Origin of the sequence: Serratia sp. MYb239, from assembly GCF_002966855.1 — a bacterium.
GTDB classification, from domain to species: Bacteria; Pseudomonadota; Gammaproteobacteria; order Enterobacterales; family Enterobacteriaceae; genus Serratia_B; species Serratia_B rhizosphaerae.
In genome coordinates this window covers 2,035,601-2,053,407 of the sequence record NZ_CP023268.1, presented here as the reverse complement: position 1 = coordinate 2,053,407, position 17,807 = coordinate 2,035,601, and the positions used below count along the sequence as shown (strand labels likewise).

The following is a 17,807-nucleotide window of genomic DNA, read 5'->3' as shown; positions in this document are numbered from 1 at the left end:
CTTTATTCCTCCAGTTGATGAAGACTACGGCTGCGAATCTCGTGCAGCAGCTTGTCTACGACTTCACTTACGTCCAGACTTCCCAGGTCTTTGCCACGGCGGGTACGAACGGCAACTTTGCCTGCTTCGACCTCTTTATCACCGCACACCAGCATATAGGGAACCCGACGTAAAGTATGTTCGCGAATTTTAAAGCCAATCTTCTCATTTCTCAAGTCCGCTTTAACACGAATGCCTGCATCTTGCAGTTTTTTGGTTAATTGCTGGACGTAATCAGACTGACCGTCGGTGATATTCATCACCACCACCTGCACAGGGGCGATCCAGGTTGGGTAGAACCCGGCGTACTCCTCGGTCAGAATACCGATGAAGCGCTCCATGGAGCCCAGAATTGCACGGTGAATCATTACCGGCACCACGCGTTCGTTGTTTTCGCCAACGTACGAAGCGCCTAAACGGCCCGGTAAGAAGAAATCGAGCTGCACGGTACCACATTGCCATGCACGATCCAAACAATCATGCAGAGTAAATTCAATTTTTGGTCCGTAGAATGCGCCCTCACCCGGCTGATATTCAAACGGAATGCCGTTTTCAGTCAGCGCGGCCGCCAGGTCATCTTCCGCTCGGGTCCACATTTCGTCGGTGCCGATGCGTTTCTCAGGACGGGTGGATAATTTCACCGCAATCTTGTCGAAACCAAAGGTGCCGTACATATCGTAGACCATCTTGATGCAGTCGTTCACTTCGGCGCGCACCTGATCTTCGGTACAGAAGATGTGGGCGTCGTCCTGGGTGAAGCCGCGCACGCGCATCAGGCCGTGCAGCGAGCCGGACGGCTCATTGCGGTGGCAGCTGCCGAACTCGCCCATACGCAGCGGCAGGTCGCGGTAGGACTTCAGGCCCTGATTGAAGATCTGCACGTGGCCCGGGCAGTTCATCGGCTTGATGCAGTATTCACGGTTCTCCGAAGAGGTGGTGAACATTGCGTCCTTATAGTTATCCCAGTGGCCGGTTTTTTCCCACAGCACGCGGTCCATCATAAACGGACCTTTCACTTCCTGGTACTGGTACTCTTTGAGCTTCACGCGCACAAAGGCTTCCAGCTCGCGGAAAATCGTCCAGCCGTCGTTATGCCAGAACACCATGCCCGGCGCCTCTTCCTGCATGTGATACAGGTCGAGCTGCTTGCCGATTTTACGGTGGTCGCGCTTGGCCGCTTCTTCCAGACGCTTCAGGTAGGCGTTCAGCTGCTTTTTATCCGCCCAGGCGGTACCGTAGACGCGCTGCAGCATTTTATTCTTGCTGTCGCCGCGCCAGTAAGCGCCGGAGGTTTTCTGCAGTTTGAAGTGGTGGCAGAAACGCATGTTCGGCACGTGCGGACCGCGGCACATGTCGATGTATTCTTCGTGGTGATACAGGCCCGGATGGTCATCGCGGCTGATGTTCTCATCCAGAATCGCCACTTTGTAGCTTTCGCCGCGGGCGGCGAAGGTGTCGCGGGCTTCTTGCCAGCTGACCTTTTTCTTGATGACGTCATAATCCTTGTCGGCCAACTCATGCATCCGCTTTTCCAGCAGATCCAGGTCTTCCTGCGTCAGGGTATGGTCCAGATCAACGTCATAGTAGAAACCGTTGTCGATCACCGGGCCGATGGCCATTTTGGTGTCCGGCCACAGCTGTTTGATAGCATGACCCAGCAGGTGCGCGCAGGAGTGGCGCAGAATCTCCAGCCCCTCTTCGTCTTTGGCGGTAATAATCGCCAGTTGCGCATCGGACTCGATCAGATCGCAGGCATCGACCAGCTCGCCGTTCACACGGCCGGCAATACAGGCTTTCGCCAGGCCAGGGCCGATATCGCGGGCAACGTCCAGGGGGGATACGGCGTGGTCGTAATGACGCTGACTGCCGTCAGGAAGCGTAATAACAGGCATTAATAATTCCTTATCTACAGTGGTGACCCACACGACAGATCACATATAGAAAAACATTTTTGTTTAACATCGATGAGTTATTGGCGCTATTTAGCTTCACTCTGCCAAATATATACACGCACCGGCACAGAATTTGCGATGTGCCGCTGGTGTGACGCCATAACGCCGGACAGTGTATCACCTTGAGCGGGCGGACTTCTACCCGTGACTTCCCAGCCCCCGGATGAAAACGCAGCAATGCCCGGTCTCATACGCCGGGCATCATTAAGGGAAGTTAAAGCGTTCCCCACTCACGGCGTTTAATCTCGCCCTGATAATCCCGATCTAAATAGCTTCTCCAATCGCCATCCGCATAACGGCTGCCATCCCAGCGCTTCACTCTTCTTTGACTCGGAGTATGACCCGCATCCACCAGGTAGGTTTCGCCGTTAATCAGGAGATATTCGCCCGGCACGGCCGCCGTGGCCAAAATTTCCGTATAGCCGTCGCCGCGGTAATTATATAAGGCGTATCCTTTCCAATCTGGGTGATATTGCAACATCAGGCTGCCGCGCGCGAAGTTGATTTCTCCCGCCCCGTTTAAGTCAGAAAAATGCCCGCGATCGCAGGTACCTATCGAGAAACGGTTAGGGAAGTTCCCCGGGCTGCCCAGCGGCGACATCAATGCCGGAAAGCCGTTTTTCTGTCCGCCCATAATGAACTGCCGGGCAACCAGGCTTCTGAGGGCCGCAACTGGATAGTCCGTCGTTGCATCCAGCTGGACAATAAATCGCTCAATATCAGCATGGGTGTTCTCACCAATGAATACCCGCGTTGCCATGCCGTTGAGCCTGATCGCGCTCTGCAGGCTGGTGAAATAGTTGCTCTGAATCAAACAGTTGCCAGAACTATTAATCACCCTCAGACCGTAGGCCGTGTTACTGGCCGTACCTGCAATTCTGTTGCCGGTAATCACGTTATTAAATGAACCGGAATTGATTCGGTTGCTGACAATGCCAATCCCCGCTACCTCAGCGATGTCATTCGCGTTGATAACGGCACCCGAGCAGGATTCGATAAAAATACCGTTCTTGTTATTTCTTAATATATTGCCGGTAATATTCATCTGGCGGGCGGTACCGGAAGCGCTTTCCGGCGTATTACCTTCAATATCAATGCCATTATCCCCCGTATTCATCACGTAGTTCCCCGAGATGATAATCCCGTCAGGGCGCTCTGCCTGAATACCGATATAGGCGACATCCTGTACATAGCACGCGGTAACCATGCTCTCCTGACAACCATATGCTGAGGTTGAGCTGCCGCTTCTACGTAAATAAATACCGCCGGCCCTACCGACGTTATTGTTATGAACCCGGACCTGATGAATGCGGACTCGTCGGGAATCGACGATATTGATCGCCACCATACTTAACGCGCTGACCTGGGAGGCATTACCGTCAATGGTGATCCCTGCAATGCTGATATCGGTGCAAGCACCGCTCCAGTTGGTCACGATCGCGCCCGGGACGGTACCTGCCGTACCGGGCATCAATTTAATCGTCCCGCTGCCGCACAGCGTCACGCCCGAGCGCATATTCAGGCAGCCAAAACCAGCCGAGACCTCGCCGGCAATCGTGGTTGAGGCCGGGTTTTTCGATACGATATACGTTCTCGCTCCCAGCGTCACGAGACAGGGCGTCCCGTGCAACAAATAAGATTGATGTGCCGCATCAATCGCCGCTTGAATCGCTGTACGGTCGTCGGCCACACCGTCACCGGCGGCGCCGAACATTTCTGGGGTATAATTTCCCTCGCCCGCAACGGCATACCGTTCCTGGTTTCCCGTCTGAACATGTTCCATATTGACTCTCCTCGTCGATATTGCTCTGTATAAACGTCATGACTACGCTTGCCCGGCCAACGCGCCTGGAAGCCTCAGAGCATTTAAGAGGAAATACGGCAGAAAACCGAGCCAATCCGGTATGTTGTGACCCCACACAACAACGGCTATCGCGTCATTAACGCCCCCACCACAACAGTCCGCCCAGCATCGCCAGGAAAATCAGCAGGGAAATTAACAACCGCCGCCACAGCGGTCCTTTCAGGCAGGAAAATACCAGTTCGGTAATATCACAAAGGAACGTCAGCAACGTGCCGACAATATTAATGATGACGTTGGCAATTATTTCAGTCATTTTCTGGCTTATCGATTCGTGCCGGCAAAGACCGCCGGCCCTGGCGCCACGGGAAAGCGCGGCGCCCTCCCGTTTTTCCGGTCAGGTTACTTGCCGCCCGGCGCCTGAGCGCCAAGTACGCCCTTGCCTTCAGGCACTTCGGTAAAGTTCTTCAGGATGTCGCTATAGGTCTGCGCCGGATCCAGCGTTTTGAACTGCGCCGGGTAAATAAATTTCGCCAGATACTCCAGCCCGACAATATTGTACGGATGGTTATAGAAGTTATGGTAGATACCGTAGAAGCGCCCCTGTTTAACCGCGTCAATCTGGGCAAAGCCCGGGCGCTGCTTCATCCGGGTAAAGGCGTCGTCCACCTGCTTTTGCGTGACGCCGTAACCAAACGGCACTGCGGCGTTGGTTTTTGTCGCCCACTGCGAGCCGGACACGATATACACCTGCGGCTTCATGCTGATGACTTTCTCCAGCGAAACGTCGCCGGTGGCGCCGGGCAGCAGCTCAGAGCCGATATTACGCGCGCCGACCGCTTCCACCAGCCCGCCCCAGCCGACATGCGCATGGGTAAAGCAGCAGGACTCCAGGCCGTTCAGCCCGGCTTTCGCTTCGATAAACACCAGCGGCTTGGGTTCGATGGCCTTAGTTTTCGCTACGATATTCTGATAGTGCTGCTGATAGAAGTCGGTGTACTGCTTGGCTTCAGGTTCACGATCCAGCGCCTCGCCCAGTAAGGTCACGCTTTTCGGCGTATTCTCCACCGGTTTCAGCATGGTATCGATAAACAGCACCGGCACCCCCAGCGCTTTCAGCTGCTTGAGCACGCCGGTCTGTTCCAGCGAGGGTTTCGAACGCAGCTGGGCGATCATCAGGTCAGGCTGTTTGGCGATCACGCTTTCCAGATTGACCTCGCCATGGTCGCTAAAGCCCATATCGAGGATGTTATTGGCCGCCGGCCATTTGCTTTTCAGGATGTCCCAGGTTGCCCCGTCGCTCTTTTTCAGCAGGTTATTCCAGGCTACCAGCCGGCTGAACGGATCGGCGCGGTCCAGCAGCGCCAGCGTCAGAATATCACGGCCGTCCTGCACCACGACGCGCTTCGGCTCCTGCTTCAGCGTCACACGCTGGCCGGAGGTGTCGGTTAAGGTTAACGGATATTGGGTCGCCAGGGCCTGGGCGGAGAAAACGCTGGCGCAGGCTAACACCAGCGGAATAATTCGACGGGACACACGCTGCTCCTTAGTAAAATATCAACCAGGAAAGCATAATGAGAATTACTTTTATTATCAAAAATCAACGGCGTTTTTCAGCGGCTGAATTGCAAACAGGTGTTAACAACCATCAAAAGAAACCGGCGCATCCTGCGATGCGCCGGCGGTATTACATCAGGCCGTAAATCAGCGCCGACAGGGCAATCAATCCCATCACCAAGACGAAGATATTGCTCAGGGCGCGGTACTTATGCATCGACGGCACCGCACGCACCGCATACATCGGCAGGATAAACAGGATGACTGCGATCAGCGGGCCGCTGATGGTTTCGATAATATGCAGCGCGCTCGGGTTCCACACCGTCGCCGCCCAGGTGAGCAGGAACAGCACCACCGCCGAAATACGGTGCGTGGCACGTGAGCTCAGCGGCTTACCCAGCGCCCGGGTGACGCCGTCAATCAGGCTGGTCGCCCCTTCAGTAACGCCCAGCGAGGTGCCGAGGTAGGATTTCGCCATCGCCAGCATCGCCATGATCGGTCCCAGGTAGGCGATCAGCGGGTTGGAGAACTTGTTCGCCAGCGTGGTCAGCACGGTAATGTTCTGCGCTTTGGCCTGCTCCATATCCTGGTAAGACAGGCTCAACACGCAGCTGAAGACAAAGAACAGCACGGTGACGCAGATCAGCACATAGCTATAGCGCATAATGCGCGCGCAGCGGCGCTCCGCCTTATCGCCGTACAGGCTTTTCTGCGTCGAGGCGAAGGAAGAGATGATCGGCGCATGGCTGAAGGAGAACACCATTACCGGCACCGCCAGCCACAGCGAATGCCACAGCGACGGGCTATCAAACTGCGTGCTCATTAGCCCCTGGGTGAAATGCGCAGTATTCCAGCTCGGGATCAGATACAGCGAAATCCCCATCAGGAACACCAGCAGCGGGAAGACCAGCATCCCCATGGCGGCGACAATGCCGTCTTTACCGCGCAGCAGCACCAGGTTCAGCACCACCACTACCGCCAGGCTCAGCCACAGGCGCGGCGGCGGCGTGACGTGGAACTGGTGGATCAGGAAGCTGTTCAGCGCATTGGTGATCGAAATGCTGTACACCAGCACGATCGGGAAAAACGCCAGCAGATAGAGCACCATGATAATTTTACCGGCCAGCACGCCAAAGTGCTCCACCACCACATCATGGATATTGCCGTCGCGGCTGGAGCCGGACAACACAAACCGGCTCAGGGCGCGGTGCGGCAGATAGGTCAGCGGAAACGCGAACAGCGCCATCAGCAACAAAACCAGCGGGCCGTTCAGGCCGGCGTTAATCGGCAGAAACAGCGTGCCGGCGCCGACCGCCGTGGCATATAAACCGAACATCCATACGGTGTCCGTTTTGTTCCAACGCGACGATGGCGGGACCGCCAGAGCGCCGGAATCCGGAGAAATAGTACTCATGAGACAGCTTACCTTAATCTGTAACGACAACGATTGCGCTCAACGGAACTTCCTTCTCCGTGATATTTTATTTTATAATTCAATGATTTAATCAATGAAATCATATTATTGCCTGTTGAAAGGACGGCAAAGGATAATTAAAAATGCAGGATGGGTCTATGTTTATGCGGTTAACTGCGCGCTTCGTGAACGATTAATCCATAGTTCCCGTACGGGTTCAGCATAATCATGCACGGTTTACGCGAAAAGCAGGGAAAGTATCAGGGAGAACCGGGCGAAGGCCGAGGCTGCTGATTTTTACGCCGGCGGTAACCCATTAGAACATCAGGAGAAAGAGCCGCGGTTTACTCACTGACGCGCGCGGCGCATCATCGGGTGGGCATATCCTTGACACGACGGCGCAGCGTCATACGCTCGCGTCGTCGTATGCAGGTAAGCATTAAGAGAATTTCAAATCTGCCAGGTGACTATACGCAGTCTTGCTCACAGTCAGCGAGTCCCCGCGCACGAACCTGAACTCGATGAAACGTACGCTGTCGCCGGTAATCTTCACGCTCTGGTAATCATTACCGACAAAGGCGCGCATCAAGGTATCCATCTCCGCTTTTTCGGCGGGGGTATAGATATCGTTATCCTGCATCACCTTATCTTCAAAACTCTGCGCATTGGCGCTATTGTCACGCGCATAGGCGATTTTTTTGCGCCGGATTTCCTTGTTGAACTCAAGCAGCGAGTTGTGCGTGGTGTTGTACATCTCCGCCAGGCTCTTCAGATAGCCCGCAATCTGGTTAACGGACTGGATCTTCTTGGTGACGAAGTGCGTCACCCAACCGGTGGCGCCTCCGGTGCCGGCCGTGAGCAAACTGCGGCCTAAAATACTGCCGGCGCCCCCCGCCCCCAGGCTAAACAGCATCGCGCCCGCAGCCACCAGCGTCGCGCCGCCGCCGGCTACCTTGCTGACGTTATCCAGATACTGGGCCTTGATCCCCCAGCTTGGCGGCATCATCGGCAACGAAATGCGGTTGTCGATATGTGAAATCGTGCCGCCCGGCCGGGTGCCGCCGCGCTCCCTGTCAGTGTTCTGCAGTTTATTAATCTTATCGCGGTAGTCATTCAGGGTGAAGGCGATCTGGCTTTCCGACACTTTGGTCAGTTTGGAAACCTGATCCGGCGTCATCGAACCGACGATTATCTGCGCTTCCCTCATGACCTCCGGGGTGAGGAAATTTGCATCTACGTTAAGTTCACCTGTAGGACTGACCGTTAACCCTGCTATTTCATGCGCTTTGAGAAATGCCATAACGACTCCGTTAAGCTGTCACAATCGACAGCCGGTTAATCAAACTTCTTTATTCTGTTTGATATCCCAGCCGGCAATGGAAGAAGGCCCTTTACCGCCGTCGGCGGTTTGCTCACTGTACTCCAGCGAAACCTTGCCCGCCTGGAACGAATACGCCATGCCCAGCGTGGCGCCGTAAGACTGGCCGATAAACTCGGTGGCGGTAAGCAGCACTTCTTCCAGCGTGATCTTGGTGTATTCGATTTCCTGGCCGCCTGATTTGCAGATGGATAATTGCAGTTTGGGAAGGTGTTTGCCGGTAGAACAGTATTTCAGCAGTGCGGGAGTGGATTTATCGATCAGCGCCTGGATGGTCAGGTCTTGGTAGTTGACTTTGCCGCTGCCTCCGCCGCCGCCTACGGCGACATTGCCCGGCTGCTTCGCGCCCCAGTTGAAGGAGACAACATCAATCCATTTGAGATGTTTGGCGTTTTTCGACTCGCCTTCAATACCTTCAACCTTTAAAAACATATCTATCGCCATAACATTTTCCACCAAAATAATGACAATTTTTTAATATATTAGCCTCATAATCGATATGCAACCCGGCAATTGGTCAAAATTTGACACGGGTATTCCCCGTGGCAATAGCGCGGGTGATTATCGGATTAACCTCAGCGGACAACGCCATAAAAAAGGCCCCTTACGGGGCCTGAACATTTATCGGTAAGCAATCGCCGTTACTTATGCGCGTCCGGATGATCCGGCACCGCAGCGCTGCCCATCTCTTTCTCATTGCGGATCATTGAGCGGTCCTTACGCACCGCGGCAACATCTGCAGCGCTGACCGCGCCGGCCTTGTTGCCCCAGCTGGTGCGGATAAAGTTCACCACGTCCGCCACCTGCTGGTCGTTCAGACGCCAGCCGAACGGCGGCATGGTGATGTTGGACACCGCGCCCTTCACCGCCGGCGTGGTGTTGCCGGTCAGCACGATATGGATCAGCGAGGTCGCGTCCTCAGTCTGCACCACCGGGTTGCCTTTCAGCGCCGGGAAGGCGCGCTTATAGCCCACGCCGTCGGTGCGGTGGCAGGCCGCGCAGTTATCCACATACAGCGCCGCTCCCGGCTTGCTGTCGTCGCCGCGCCACAGATCTTTGGCGACGCTGTCTTCCACCGGCGCAGCCTGCTGCTTACCGCCTTTCGGCGGCAGCGTTTTCAGGTAGCGGGCGATGGCAGTCAGGTCTTCGTCGCTGAGGTACTGCAGGCTGTGTTCAACCACATCGCTCATGCCGCCGAACACGATGGCCTTGTCGTTACGGCCGGTTTTCAGGAACTCGGTCAGCTCGGCTTCGCTCCAGCTGCCCAGGCCGTCCCTGTTCTCACCGCGCAGGCTGGAAGCCACCCAGCCGTCAATCGGCGCATTGCTGCCGGACAGGTAGTCGTCGCCCTCTTTCTCGTTCAGCGCCTTTTCCTGCATGGTAATGCTGCGCGGCGTGTGGCAGGCGCCGCAGTGGCCCAGCCCCTCAACCAGATAACGACCGCGCTCCACCACCGGATCGGCTTTCGTATCTTCGACAAAATCGGCCGGCGACGGCGCAAACATGCCGCGCCAGATGCTCAGCGGCCAGCGCATCGACAGCGGCCACGGAATGTCGGAATCCTTATTGGCCGCTTCCACCGGCTGCACGCCGTGCATAAAGTAGGCGTACATGGCGCGCATATCGTCTTCTTTGATCACCGCAAACGACGGGAACGGCATCGCCGGATACAGCGTACTGCCGTTTTTAGCGACGCCCTTGCGTACCGCGTTGTCAAAATCTTCGAAGCTGTAATCACCGATGCCGGTTTTCTTGTCCGGCGTAATGTTGGTGGAGTAAATGGTGCCGATCGGCGTCTCCATCGCCAGGCCGCCGGCAAACTCTTTGCCGCTCTTGCCGTTGGTGTGGCAGGCTACGCAGTCACCGGCGCGCGCCAGATACTCACCCCGCTTGATCAGCTCGCTGCTGACCGTGGCGTCCTGCGCGAACGCAGAGAAACTCAGAGCACTGGCGACCAGTGCGGGAATAATTGCTTTCATCATCAGCCGTCCTTATGCCTGCACCAGTGGGCCCGGGTTCTTCAGATACTGTTCGCGAATCGCGCGCGCAGACCAGTACGCCAGCGCCGCAACGGTGCCGGTCGGGTTGTAGCCCAGCCCCTGAGGGAAGGCCGACGCGCCGATAGAGAACACATTGTGTACATCCCAGCTTTGCAGGTAACGGTTAACCGCGCTGGTCTTCGGATCTTCCCCCATCACCGCGCCGCCGTTCATATGGGTGGTCTGGTAACTGGTGGTATCAAAGTGACTGTCGGCATTTTTCGGGCTGCCGATGATATGTTTCGGGTTCATCGCCTTGGCAATCGGTTCCATCTTGTTGAACATGAACTGCGCCATCTTGATGTCATTTTCCTGCCAGTCGAAGGTCATGCGCAGCAACGGCTGACCGAACACGTTTTTGTAGTTCGGATCCAGATCCAGATAGTTGTTGCGGTAAGACTGGTGAGCACCGTGAGCATCCATCGATACGTGGTGGGTGTAAGAGTCCGCCACCGCCGCTTTCCACTCGCTGCCCCAGTTTGGCGTACCGGCAGGCGTAGGGACGCCGGAGATCGGCTTGGTGCCCGCCTGGTTGACCCAGAACGGCGAGCCGCCGACAAAGCCTTCTTTCGCATGGTCGAAGTTGTCGGCGTTGAAGTCATCCACCCCGACGCCGTTGCCGCCCGCGCCGATAAACGGGTTGGTGTGCACATTCTTGTCGAAGAACGCCTTGATGGTGGTCATGTTCTGATAGGCGAAGTTACGCCCCACCACGCCTTCGCCGGTCACCGGATCGTACGGCTTGCCGATGCCGGACAACAGCATCAGATGCACGTTGTGGAACTGGAAGGCGCCCAGGATCACCAGATCGGCCGGCTGTTCCACTTCACGCCCCTGCGCGTCGACATAGGTCACGCCGGTGGCGCGCGATTTATCGTCGGTCAGGTTCACTTTCAGCACGTTGGCGTTGGTGCGCAGTTCAAAGCGTTTTTCCATCCGCAACGCCGGCAGGATATTCACGTTCGGCGAGGCTTTGGAGTACATATAGCAGGCATAACCGCTGCAGAAACCGCAGAAGTTGCATGGCCCCATCTGCGCGCCGTACGGGTTGGTATAGGAATCCGAGGTATTGGCGGACGGCAGGTTGTACGGGTGATACCCCACCTCGCGCGCGGCCTTTTCAAACAGCTGCGCGGAATAGGTGTTTTTCTGCGCCGGCAGCGGGAAGTCGTCGGAGCGATCCGGCGCAAAGCGGTTACCGCCCTTGCCTTCGCCGACCACTTTACCCTTGATTGACCAGGCGGTGCCGGAGGTGCCGAACACTTTCTCCGCCTTATCGAAGTACGGCTCCAGTTCGTCGTAGGTCACGCCGAAATCCTGGATGGTCATATCCTTCGGAATAAAGTTTTTGCCATAGCGTTCTTCATAGTGGCTGCGCATGCGCAGTTCGATCGGATCGATGCGGAAATGCACGCCCGACCAGTGCAGGCCGGCGCCGCCGACGCCGGTGCCCGGCAGGAACGCCGCCAGCTGGCGGTAAGGCACCGCGGTCTGGCTGCTGTTGTGGCGAATGGTGACCGTGCTTTTCGACAGATCCTGGAACAGCTTACGGCGAATATTGTAGGTCAGTTCGTCGATCACCTGCGGGTAAGAGCCGTCCGGATAGGTATCGCGCATCGGGCCGCGCTCCAGCGCCACCACATTCAACCCGGCTTCGGTCAGCTCTTTCGCCATAATGGCGCCGACCCAGCCAAACCCGACAATTACCACGTCCTTTTTCTTCATTAGCGTTGCCATTGTTATCCCCTTTCCCCACGAATTGATACCGGCGGGAAGGGATAACGTTCCCCTCGCTCAACCCAGTCCATAAAGTCGGCGCGAGCGCCCGGAAAATTAATCAGCTTCCAGCCGACCATGTCTTTATTACCGCCATGGATCGGATCGCTGAAGAAACCTTCACGAGTGTTTTGCAGCAGGTAAGAGAAAAACAGTTTGGACGGCAGCTGCTCGAACGCCGCTTTACCGGCCTCCATTTCTTGCAGCAGCGCATCTTTCTGCGCATCCGTCAGCTCGGCAAACACTTTACCGTGCTGTTTTTTACTGTAGGCGTCCGCCTCGGCGATGCCCAGGTTATAAATCTGCTTCGGCACCAGCGGCAGCTGGTAGCCCATCTCTTTCGGCACGTCAGGGTTGAATGGCCCCTGCATATACCAGATGGAGCCGGTAGCGTACGGCGTATTCATCTGACGATCGATAAACTCCGGCACGCCGGCTTCCAGCGCGCCCGGACCGCGATCGTCGGCCGGAATCAAACGCGCCACAGCGGCGTTGATAAAGGCCCACTCTTCAGGCGTGAAGAAGGTCGGTTGGTAGTCATTGTTTTTTGGTGCGTCATCAGCGGCAACGGCCGGTGCGGGAGCCGTCAGCGCGCCAACGCTGCTGCCACCGATCACCGCTGCAGGAATCAAGGTCACCGATTTCAATAAGAAATCGCGCCGAGAATTGTTAGTTTTATTGTCCGACATATCACATTCCATCCAAATATAATCACAACTATTTAACCTCAACCGTGCGGTTGATGCGGGTTTTAAAAATATTTTGTAACCTTTTTGTCTATTTATTGAAGGTCATAAAGTAAACTTTAGCAAAAATGTTACCGGTAACTTATTGAATGAGCGCAAAGAATTGCCTTATTGAACCGCATGAACTTTTCGTGCGGTTTTTTCATGATTCTCGGCAGGAATGATTAGAAATGGGAGCTTGGTCGCTTTTTTTAGCTACTAAAGGGAGAAAAACCGGTCACTTTGCAACCGGTTTGTAACATTTGACGCAGACTATTCCATCGCCTGATAGGCGGTGGTCACTTTCCACAGGTAACGAGGTGCCTGCGGCGCCGGATGTTTCTTTTGAATATGTTGGTAAAACTCGTCCGGAGTCAGCTGATTAATGCGGTTGACCGCCACACGCCGGTCCGAGGAAAACGTACGCAGCATGGCGCCCGCGCCGTTGGCGTAAGAGACGATGGTGGCGTACTGCCGGGTTTTCGGATCGTTGATCCCGGCCAACTGTGCCTGCAGGATATTGATATAGGCCGCGCCCAGATCGATATTCACCGCCGGATCTTTCAGCTCCCGCGAACTCGGCTGCCCGCGTCGCCCTTTCATCCGATAGGCGTCACGCCCGGCAGTCGACGCCTTAAGCTGCATCAGCCCTACCGCATTCGACTTGCTCACCGCCAGGGGATTAAAACCGGATTCCACCTGAATAATGGCTTTAATCAGGTTTTCATCAACGCCGTAATTGCTGGCGGCCTGGCGAATATAATCGCTGTACGCCACCGGCGTGCCGGTGTGGTTGCTCGCAGTCTGCTGCTGCGACGGCGGCTGCAGCCAGCCCCCGGAAGAAGTGCCGCCAACGCCCGTTGTGCTGTTGGTGGTCTGCGGGTCTTTCGCACAGCCCGCTAAAAGCGTAATTGCCATCAGGCAACCAATCTTGGTTCTCACGGAATCCTATACTCCTTTCAATGAGTTGCGTCGCATAAACAACGGGTAAGGACGCCTGCATCACTTTTTTGGTCTATTCTCAAGCTATCCATATACCAAGAGGTGATTTATGAGTCAATCGGCAACCACGTGTTTTGTGGTGACTTTTCACTATCAGGAAGCCGGATTAACCGATTTGGCGAAGCTGACCGGCCAGCTGACCCGGGAAGGTTTCACCACCACGGTGGTGGATGAAAACGGCGTTTCTCACGAGCTGGGCAGCAACAGCTATGCGATTATTACCGCTTTGAATCAACAGGATATCGAAAAACTGGCGCAGGGGCTGGGGCAGGTTGCGTTGGGAAAAACGCCGCAGGTTAGGTTGCTCGTCTGGGATGAATATGTCAGACAGTTACATGAGGATACATAAAACCACCGCCGTTAATCCGATGAAAATAATCTGCCATCAGCGACACATGATGCTTGACCTGCGCCCAACTGATATTGATAATCATTTTCATTTAACTTACAGGGAGTCACCATGTCGCTGAAATATCACGTATCCCCCTTCTTGCGCCGGTTCGCCCGCGCCGCTACGCCGTTAACTCTGAGCGCCCTGCTGTGCGCCAGCGTCCTGCTCAGCCCCGCCGCGCTGGCGGAGAAAAAACTGCGCGTGGTGACCACCTTTACCATTATTCAGGATATCGCGCAAAACGTGGCGGGCGACGCCGCCGTGGTGGAATCAATCACCAAACCCGGCGCAGAGATCCACGACTATCAGCCCACCCCGCGCGATATCGTCAAGGCGCAACACGCCGATTTAATCCTATGGAACGGTATGAACCTGGAGCGCTGGTTCCAGCGCTTCTTTGAAAATATCAAGCAGGTGCCCGCTGCCGTCGTCACCGAGGGCATCACCCCGCTGCCGATTCGTGAAGGACCATACAACGGTAACCCCAACCCGCACGCCTGGATGTCCCCCACCAACGCGCTGGTGTATATCGAAAACATCCGCAAGGCGCTGGTGAAATACGACCCGGCCAATGCGGAGACTTACAACCGCAATGCCAAAGCCTACAGTGAGAAGATCGCCGCGCTCGATGCGCCGCTGCGTGAACGCCTGGCGCGCATTCCCGCCGCCCAGCGCTGGCTGGTTACCAGTGAAGGCGCCTTCAGCTATCTGGCGAAAGATTATCAGCTGAAAGAGATCTATCTGTGGCCAATCAACGCCGATGAACAGGGTACGCCGCAGCAGGTGCGCCGGGTGATCGACGCGGTGCGCAGCCACCAGATCCCGGTGGTGTTCAGCGAAAGCACCATTTCCGATAAACCGGCCAAACAGGTCGCCAAAGAGACCGGCGCGCAGTATGGCGGCGTGCTGTATGTCGATTCACTCTCAGCAAGCAACGGGCCGGTGCCTACCTATATCGACCTGCTGAACGTCACCGTGCAAACCATCGCCAAAGGATTTAATCAATGAGCGCAGAGGCATTTATCCGACCAGCGCTGCGCGTCGACGATGTCACCGTGACCTATAACAACGGCCACACCGCCATTTACGACGCCAGCTTTACCCTCGACGGCGGCGCCATCTGCGCGCTGGTCGGCGTCAACGGCAGCGGCAAGTCGACGCTGTTTAAAACCATTATGGGGCTGGTGCGCCCCACCCGCGGCCAGGTATCGCTGAGCGACCAGCCGATCGCCGCAGCGCTGAAGAAAAACCTGATCGCCTATGTGCCGCAGACCGAAGACGTGGACTGGAACTTTCCGGTATTGGTCGAGGACGTAGTGATGATGGGGCGCTACGGCAAAATGAACTTCCTGCGTATCCCTACGCGGGAAGACCGGGAACGGGTTGCCAGCGCGCTGGAGCGCGTGGGGCTGACCGCCCTGCGCCACCGCCAGATCGGCGAACTGTCCGGCGGCCAGAAAAAACGGGTGTTTCTGGCGCGCGCGCTGGCGCAACAAGGCACGGTGCTGCTGCTGGACGAACCCTTTACCGGCGTCGACGTGAAAACCGAGAACGCCATTATCGACCTGCTGCGGGCGCTGCGTGACGAAGGGCACCTGATCCTGGTATCCACCCATAACCTCGGCAGCGTGCCCGAGTTCTGCGACCGGGTGATCCTGATCAACCGCACCGTACTGGCCGCCGGGCCGACGGCGACCACCTTCACCCAGAGCAATCTGGAACAGGCCTTTGGCGGCGTACTGCGCCATATCAACCTCTCCGGCCCCGACCTGCACGACGACAACGATCCGCGCACCCTGACGGTACTGACCGACGACGAACGTCCGGCGGTGTTCTACGGCCACAGCAAAAGCGATCCGCCGGCCAAAAGCCAGCCGAAAGGGAAAGAGGAGCAACAGTCCTGATGTTGGAAATCCTGCTGCAACCTTTTAACTACAACTACATGGTGAAAGCCATCTGGGTCAGCGCTATCGTCGGCGCCGCCTGCGCCTTCCTGTCCGCCTATCTGATGCTGAAAGGCTGGTCGCTGATGGGGGATGCGCTGTCGCACTCGGTGGTGCCCGGCGTTGCCGGCGCCTACGCGCTGGGGCTGCCCTACGCTGCCGGCGCCTTCTTCACCGGCATGCTGGCGGCGCTGGCAATGACGCTGGTGCGCCATATCACCCGCCTGCGCGAAGACGCAATTATCGGCTTTATCTTCTCCACCTTTTTCGCCGCCGGCCTGCTGATCGTTTCTCTCAACCCAACCTCGGTCAACGTCCAGTCGATTATCTTCGGCAATATTCTCGGCATCGCCGATGAAGACGTGCTGCAGGTGGAAATTATCATCGGCGTATCGCTGCTGATCCTCTGTCTGCTGTGGAAAGATTTGCTGGCGGTGTTCTTCGACGAAAACCACGCCGTGTCCATCGGTCTGTCGCCGCTGCGGCTGAAAATTCTGTTTTTCACCCTGCTCAGCGCCTGCACCGTCGCGGCGCTGCAAACCGTCGGGGCGATACTGGTGATCGCCATGGTGATCACCCCCGGCGCCACCGCCTATCTGCTGACCGACCGCTTCAGCCGTCTGATCGTCATCGCCCTGTGCATCGGCGCGCTGACCAGCGCCGGCGGCGCCTACCTGAGCTTCTTCCTCGACGGCGCTACCGGCGGCGTGATCGTCACGCTGCAAACCCTGGTGTTTTTATTGGCGTTCGTGCTGGCGCCCAAACATGGCCTGCTGGCGTCCAGACGCCGGGTCGCACATGTCGACAACCATCAGGAGGAGGAGCCGTGATGGAAATACTCTATCAGTGGCTGAGCGAACCGTTCGCCTACCCGTTTATGCAACGGGCGATTATCGCCGCCATCGTCACCGGCGTCGTCTGTGCGGTGCTCTCCTGCTACCTGGTACTCAAAGGCTGGTCGCTGATGGGCGACGCTATTTCACACGCGGTGCTGCCCGGCATTGTGCTGGCGTTCGTCACCGGTATTCCGCTGGCCATCGGCGCCTTTCTGTCCGGGATTTTCTGTGCGCTGACTACCGGCTATCTGAAAGAGCACAGCCGGGTCAAAGAAGACACCGTAATGGGCATCGTGTTTTCCGGCATGTTCGCCTTCGGCCTAGTGCTGTTTTCACGGGTGGATACCGACCAGCACCTCAGTCATATTCTGTTCGGCAATATGCTCGGCATTACCGACGGCGAGCTGCGGCAAACGCTGTGGATTGCCGGCATCACGCTGGCGGTGGTGTTGCTGAAACGCAAAGACTTTATGCTGTACTGCTTCGATCCCAGCCACGCGCGCGCCGTCGGCCTGCCGGTCAAACTGCTGCACTATGGCCTGCTGTGCCTGCTGGCGCTGACCATCGTCGCCGCGCTGCAGGCGGTGGGGGTGATATTGGTGATCGCCATGCTGATCGCGCCGGGCATTATCGCCTTCCTGCTGTGCCGCAGTTTTGATCGCATGCTGTTGGTCGCCATCGTGGCGTCGGTCTTCTCCTGCGTACTCGGCACGCTGATCAGTTTTCAGATAGACGGCGCTACCGGCCCCTGCATCGTGCTGGTACAGGCGGTGCTGTTTGTGCTGGCGCTGCTGTACAGCCGCTGGCGTACGTTACGCCGTCACGCCTCCGCTACGTTGGAACCGCCGCGCGCTGCTGAATAATGGTCTAATAAAAATGGTGATAACCGGCCCTTTCCCTGGGCCGGTTAAACCGCAAAATGGCGCTGTTCAGGTTTTGTTAACGTCGTGGAGC

At 56.6% G+C, this 17,807-nt stretch carries 16 protein-coding genes; 5 read left to right on the top strand and 11 right to left on the bottom strand.

Going from position 1 to position 17,807, the window contains the following annotated elements; translation table 11 throughout:
• Positions 1 to 2: 2 nt before the first annotated feature.
• The 11 genes from thrS to CLM71_RS09775 form a co-directional block, all read right to left on the bottom strand.
• The gene (gene thrS, locus CLM71_RS09820; RefSeq protein ID WP_105230858.1) at positions 3 to 1,931 is read right to left on the bottom strand and encodes a threonine--tRNA ligase; all 1,929 of its coding nucleotides are present in this window, start codon (positions 1,929 to 1,931) and stop codon (positions 3 to 5) included.
• A gap of 274 nt (positions 1,932 to 2,205) precedes the next feature.
• A complete protein-coding gene (locus CLM71_RS09815; protein ID WP_105230857.1) occupies positions 2,206 to 3,774 on the bottom strand; it encodes a right-handed parallel beta-helix repeat-containing protein in 1,569 nt (522 codons plus the stop codon).
• Positions 3,775 to 3,931: 157 nt separating this feature from the next.
• Positions 3,932 to 4,108 carry a hypothetical protein gene (locus CLM71_RS23910; RefSeq protein WP_158684799.1) on the bottom strand — a complete coding sequence of 59 codons (177 nt, stop codon included), beginning with the start codon at positions 4,106 to 4,108 and terminating at the stop codon, positions 3,932 to 3,934.
• An 86-nt stretch (positions 4,109 to 4,194) separates the two neighbouring features.
• Complete coding sequence (locus CLM71_RS09810; RefSeq protein ID WP_105230856.1) at positions 4,195 to 5,328, bottom strand: ABC transporter substrate-binding protein; 1,134 nt, start codon at positions 5,326 to 5,328, stop codon at positions 4,195 to 4,197.
• A gap of 151 nt (positions 5,329 to 5,479) precedes the next feature.
• Positions 5,480 to 6,763, bottom strand: a complete 1,284-nt coding sequence (locus CLM71_RS09805) for an HAAAP family serine/threonine permease (RefSeq protein WP_105230855.1) — start codon at positions 6,761 to 6,763, stop codon at positions 5,480 to 5,482.
• A gap of 439 nt (positions 6,764 to 7,202) precedes the next feature.
• A complete protein-coding gene (locus tag CLM71_RS09800) occupies positions 7,203 to 8,063 on the bottom strand; it encodes a hypothetical protein (RefSeq protein ID WP_145961132.1) in 861 nt (286 codons plus the stop codon).
• A 39-nt stretch (positions 8,064 to 8,102) separates the two neighbouring features.
• Positions 8,103 to 8,585 (bottom strand): type VI secretion system tube protein Hcp, encoded by a 483-nt coding sequence (locus tag CLM71_RS09795; protein ID WP_105230853.1) that lies wholly within the window; start codon positions 8,583 to 8,585, stop codon positions 8,103 to 8,105.
• A 197-nt stretch (positions 8,586 to 8,782) separates the two neighbouring features.
• A complete protein-coding gene (locus tag CLM71_RS09790) occupies positions 8,783 to 10,120 on the bottom strand; it encodes a cytochrome c (protein WP_105233293.1) in 1,338 nt (445 codons plus the stop codon).
• Positions 10,121 to 10,132: 12 nt separating this feature from the next.
• On the bottom strand, positions 10,133 to 11,917 hold the full coding sequence (locus CLM71_RS09785) for a GMC family oxidoreductase (protein WP_105230852.1): 1,785 nt from the start codon (positions 11,915 to 11,917) through the stop codon (positions 10,133 to 10,135).
• A 2-nt stretch (positions 11,918 to 11,919) separates the two neighbouring features.
• Positions 11,920 to 12,645: a gluconate 2-dehydrogenase subunit 3 family protein gene (locus tag CLM71_RS09780; RefSeq protein ID WP_105230851.1), complete on the bottom strand. Its 726-nt coding sequence runs from the start codon at positions 12,643 to 12,645 to the stop codon at positions 11,920 to 11,922.
• Positions 12,646 to 12,954: 309 nt separating this feature from the next.
• On the bottom strand, positions 12,955 to 13,623 hold the full coding sequence (locus tag CLM71_RS09775; RefSeq protein WP_105230850.1) for a transglycosylase SLT domain-containing protein: 669 nt from the start codon (positions 13,621 to 13,623) through the stop codon (positions 12,955 to 12,957).
• 109 nt (positions 13,624 to 13,732) lie between these two features.
• Here CLM71_RS09775 and ghoS point away from each other — a divergent pair, with 109 nt between their 5' ends.
• The 5 genes from ghoS (at position 13,733) to CLM71_RS09750 (ending at position 17,716) form a co-directional block, all read left to right on the top strand.
• Positions 13,733 to 14,032, top strand: a complete 300-nt coding sequence (gene ghoS, locus CLM71_RS09770) for a type V toxin-antitoxin system endoribonuclease antitoxin GhoS (protein ID WP_105230849.1) — start codon at positions 13,733 to 13,735, stop codon at positions 14,030 to 14,032.
• Positions 14,033 to 14,143: 111 nt separating this feature from the next.
• Positions 14,144 to 15,082: a metal ABC transporter substrate-binding protein gene (locus CLM71_RS09765; RefSeq protein WP_105230848.1), complete on the top strand. Its 939-nt coding sequence runs from the start codon at positions 14,144 to 14,146 to the stop codon at positions 15,080 to 15,082.
• Positions 15,079 to 15,978 (top strand): manganese/iron ABC transporter ATP-binding protein, encoded by a 900-nt coding sequence (locus CLM71_RS09760; RefSeq protein ID WP_105230847.1) that lies wholly within the window; start codon positions 15,079 to 15,081, stop codon positions 15,976 to 15,978. Before CLM71_RS09765 ends, CLM71_RS09760 begins: the two co-directional genes overlap by 4 nt.
• Positions 15,978 to 16,847, top strand: a complete 870-nt coding sequence (yfeC, locus tag CLM71_RS09755; RefSeq protein ID WP_105230846.1) for an iron/manganese ABC transporter permease subunit YfeC — start codon at positions 15,978 to 15,980, stop codon at positions 16,845 to 16,847. The genes CLM71_RS09760 and yfeC overlap by 1 nt, the downstream gene beginning before the upstream one ends.
• Positions 16,847 to 17,716 carry a metal ABC transporter permease gene (locus CLM71_RS09750; protein ID WP_105230845.1) on the top strand — a complete coding sequence of 290 codons (870 nt, stop codon included), beginning with the start codon at positions 16,847 to 16,849 and terminating at the stop codon, positions 17,714 to 17,716. The genes yfeC and CLM71_RS09750 overlap by 1 nt, the downstream gene beginning before the upstream one ends.
• The last annotated feature ends 91 nt before the right edge of the window (positions 17,717 to 17,807 follow it).

Excerpts from the sequence above, each read along its gene's own strand:
- CLM71_RS09790 (WP_105233293.1), bottom strand. The coding sequence starts at position 10,120 with ATGAAAGCAATTATTCCCGCACTGGTCGCCAGTGCTCTGAGTTTCTCT.
- ghoS (WP_105230849.1), top strand. The coding sequence starts at position 13,733 with ATGAGTCAATCGGCAACCACGTGTTTTGTGGTGACTTTTCACTATCAG.
- yfeC (WP_105230846.1), top strand. The coding sequence starts at position 15,978 with ATGTTGGAAATCCTGCTGCAACCTTTTAACTACAACTACATGGTGAAA.
- CLM71_RS09760 (WP_105230847.1), top strand. The coding sequence starts at position 15,079 with ATGAGCGCAGAGGCATTTATCCGACCAGCGCTGCGCGTCGACGATGTC.
- CLM71_RS09800 (WP_145961132.1), bottom strand. The coding sequence starts at position 8,063 with ATGGCATTTCTCAAAGCGCATGAAATAGCAGGGTTAACGGTCAGTCCT.
- CLM71_RS09795 (WP_105230853.1), bottom strand. The coding sequence starts at position 8,585 with ATGGCGATAGATATGTTTTTAAAGGTTGAAGGTATTGAAGGCGAGTCG.
- CLM71_RS09815 (WP_105230857.1), bottom strand. The coding sequence starts at position 3,774 with ATGGAACATGTTCAGACGGGAAACCAGGAACGGTATGCCGTTGCGGGC.
- CLM71_RS09750 (WP_105230845.1), top strand. The coding sequence starts at position 16,847 with ATGGAAATACTCTATCAGTGGCTGAGCGAACCGTTCGCCTACCCGTTT.
- CLM71_RS09780 (WP_105230851.1), bottom strand. The coding sequence starts at position 12,645 with ATGTCGGACAATAAAACTAACAATTCTCGGCGCGATTTCTTATTGAAA.
- CLM71_RS09765 (WP_105230848.1), top strand. The coding sequence starts at position 14,144 with ATGTCGCTGAAATATCACGTATCCCCCTTCTTGCGCCGGTTCGCCCGC.
- CLM71_RS23910 (WP_158684799.1), bottom strand. The coding sequence starts at position 4,108 with ATGACTGAAATAATTGCCAACGTCATCATTAATATTGTCGGCACGTTG.
- CLM71_RS09785 (WP_105230852.1), bottom strand. The coding sequence starts at position 11,917 with ATGGCAACGCTAATGAAGAAAAAGGACGTGGTAATTGTCGGGTTTGGC.
- thrS (WP_105230858.1), bottom strand. The coding sequence starts at position 1,931 with ATGCCTGTTATTACGCTTCCTGACGGCAGTCAGCGTCATTACGACCAC.
- CLM71_RS09805 (WP_105230855.1), bottom strand. The coding sequence starts at position 6,763 with ATGAGTACTATTTCTCCGGATTCCGGCGCTCTGGCGGTCCCGCCATCG.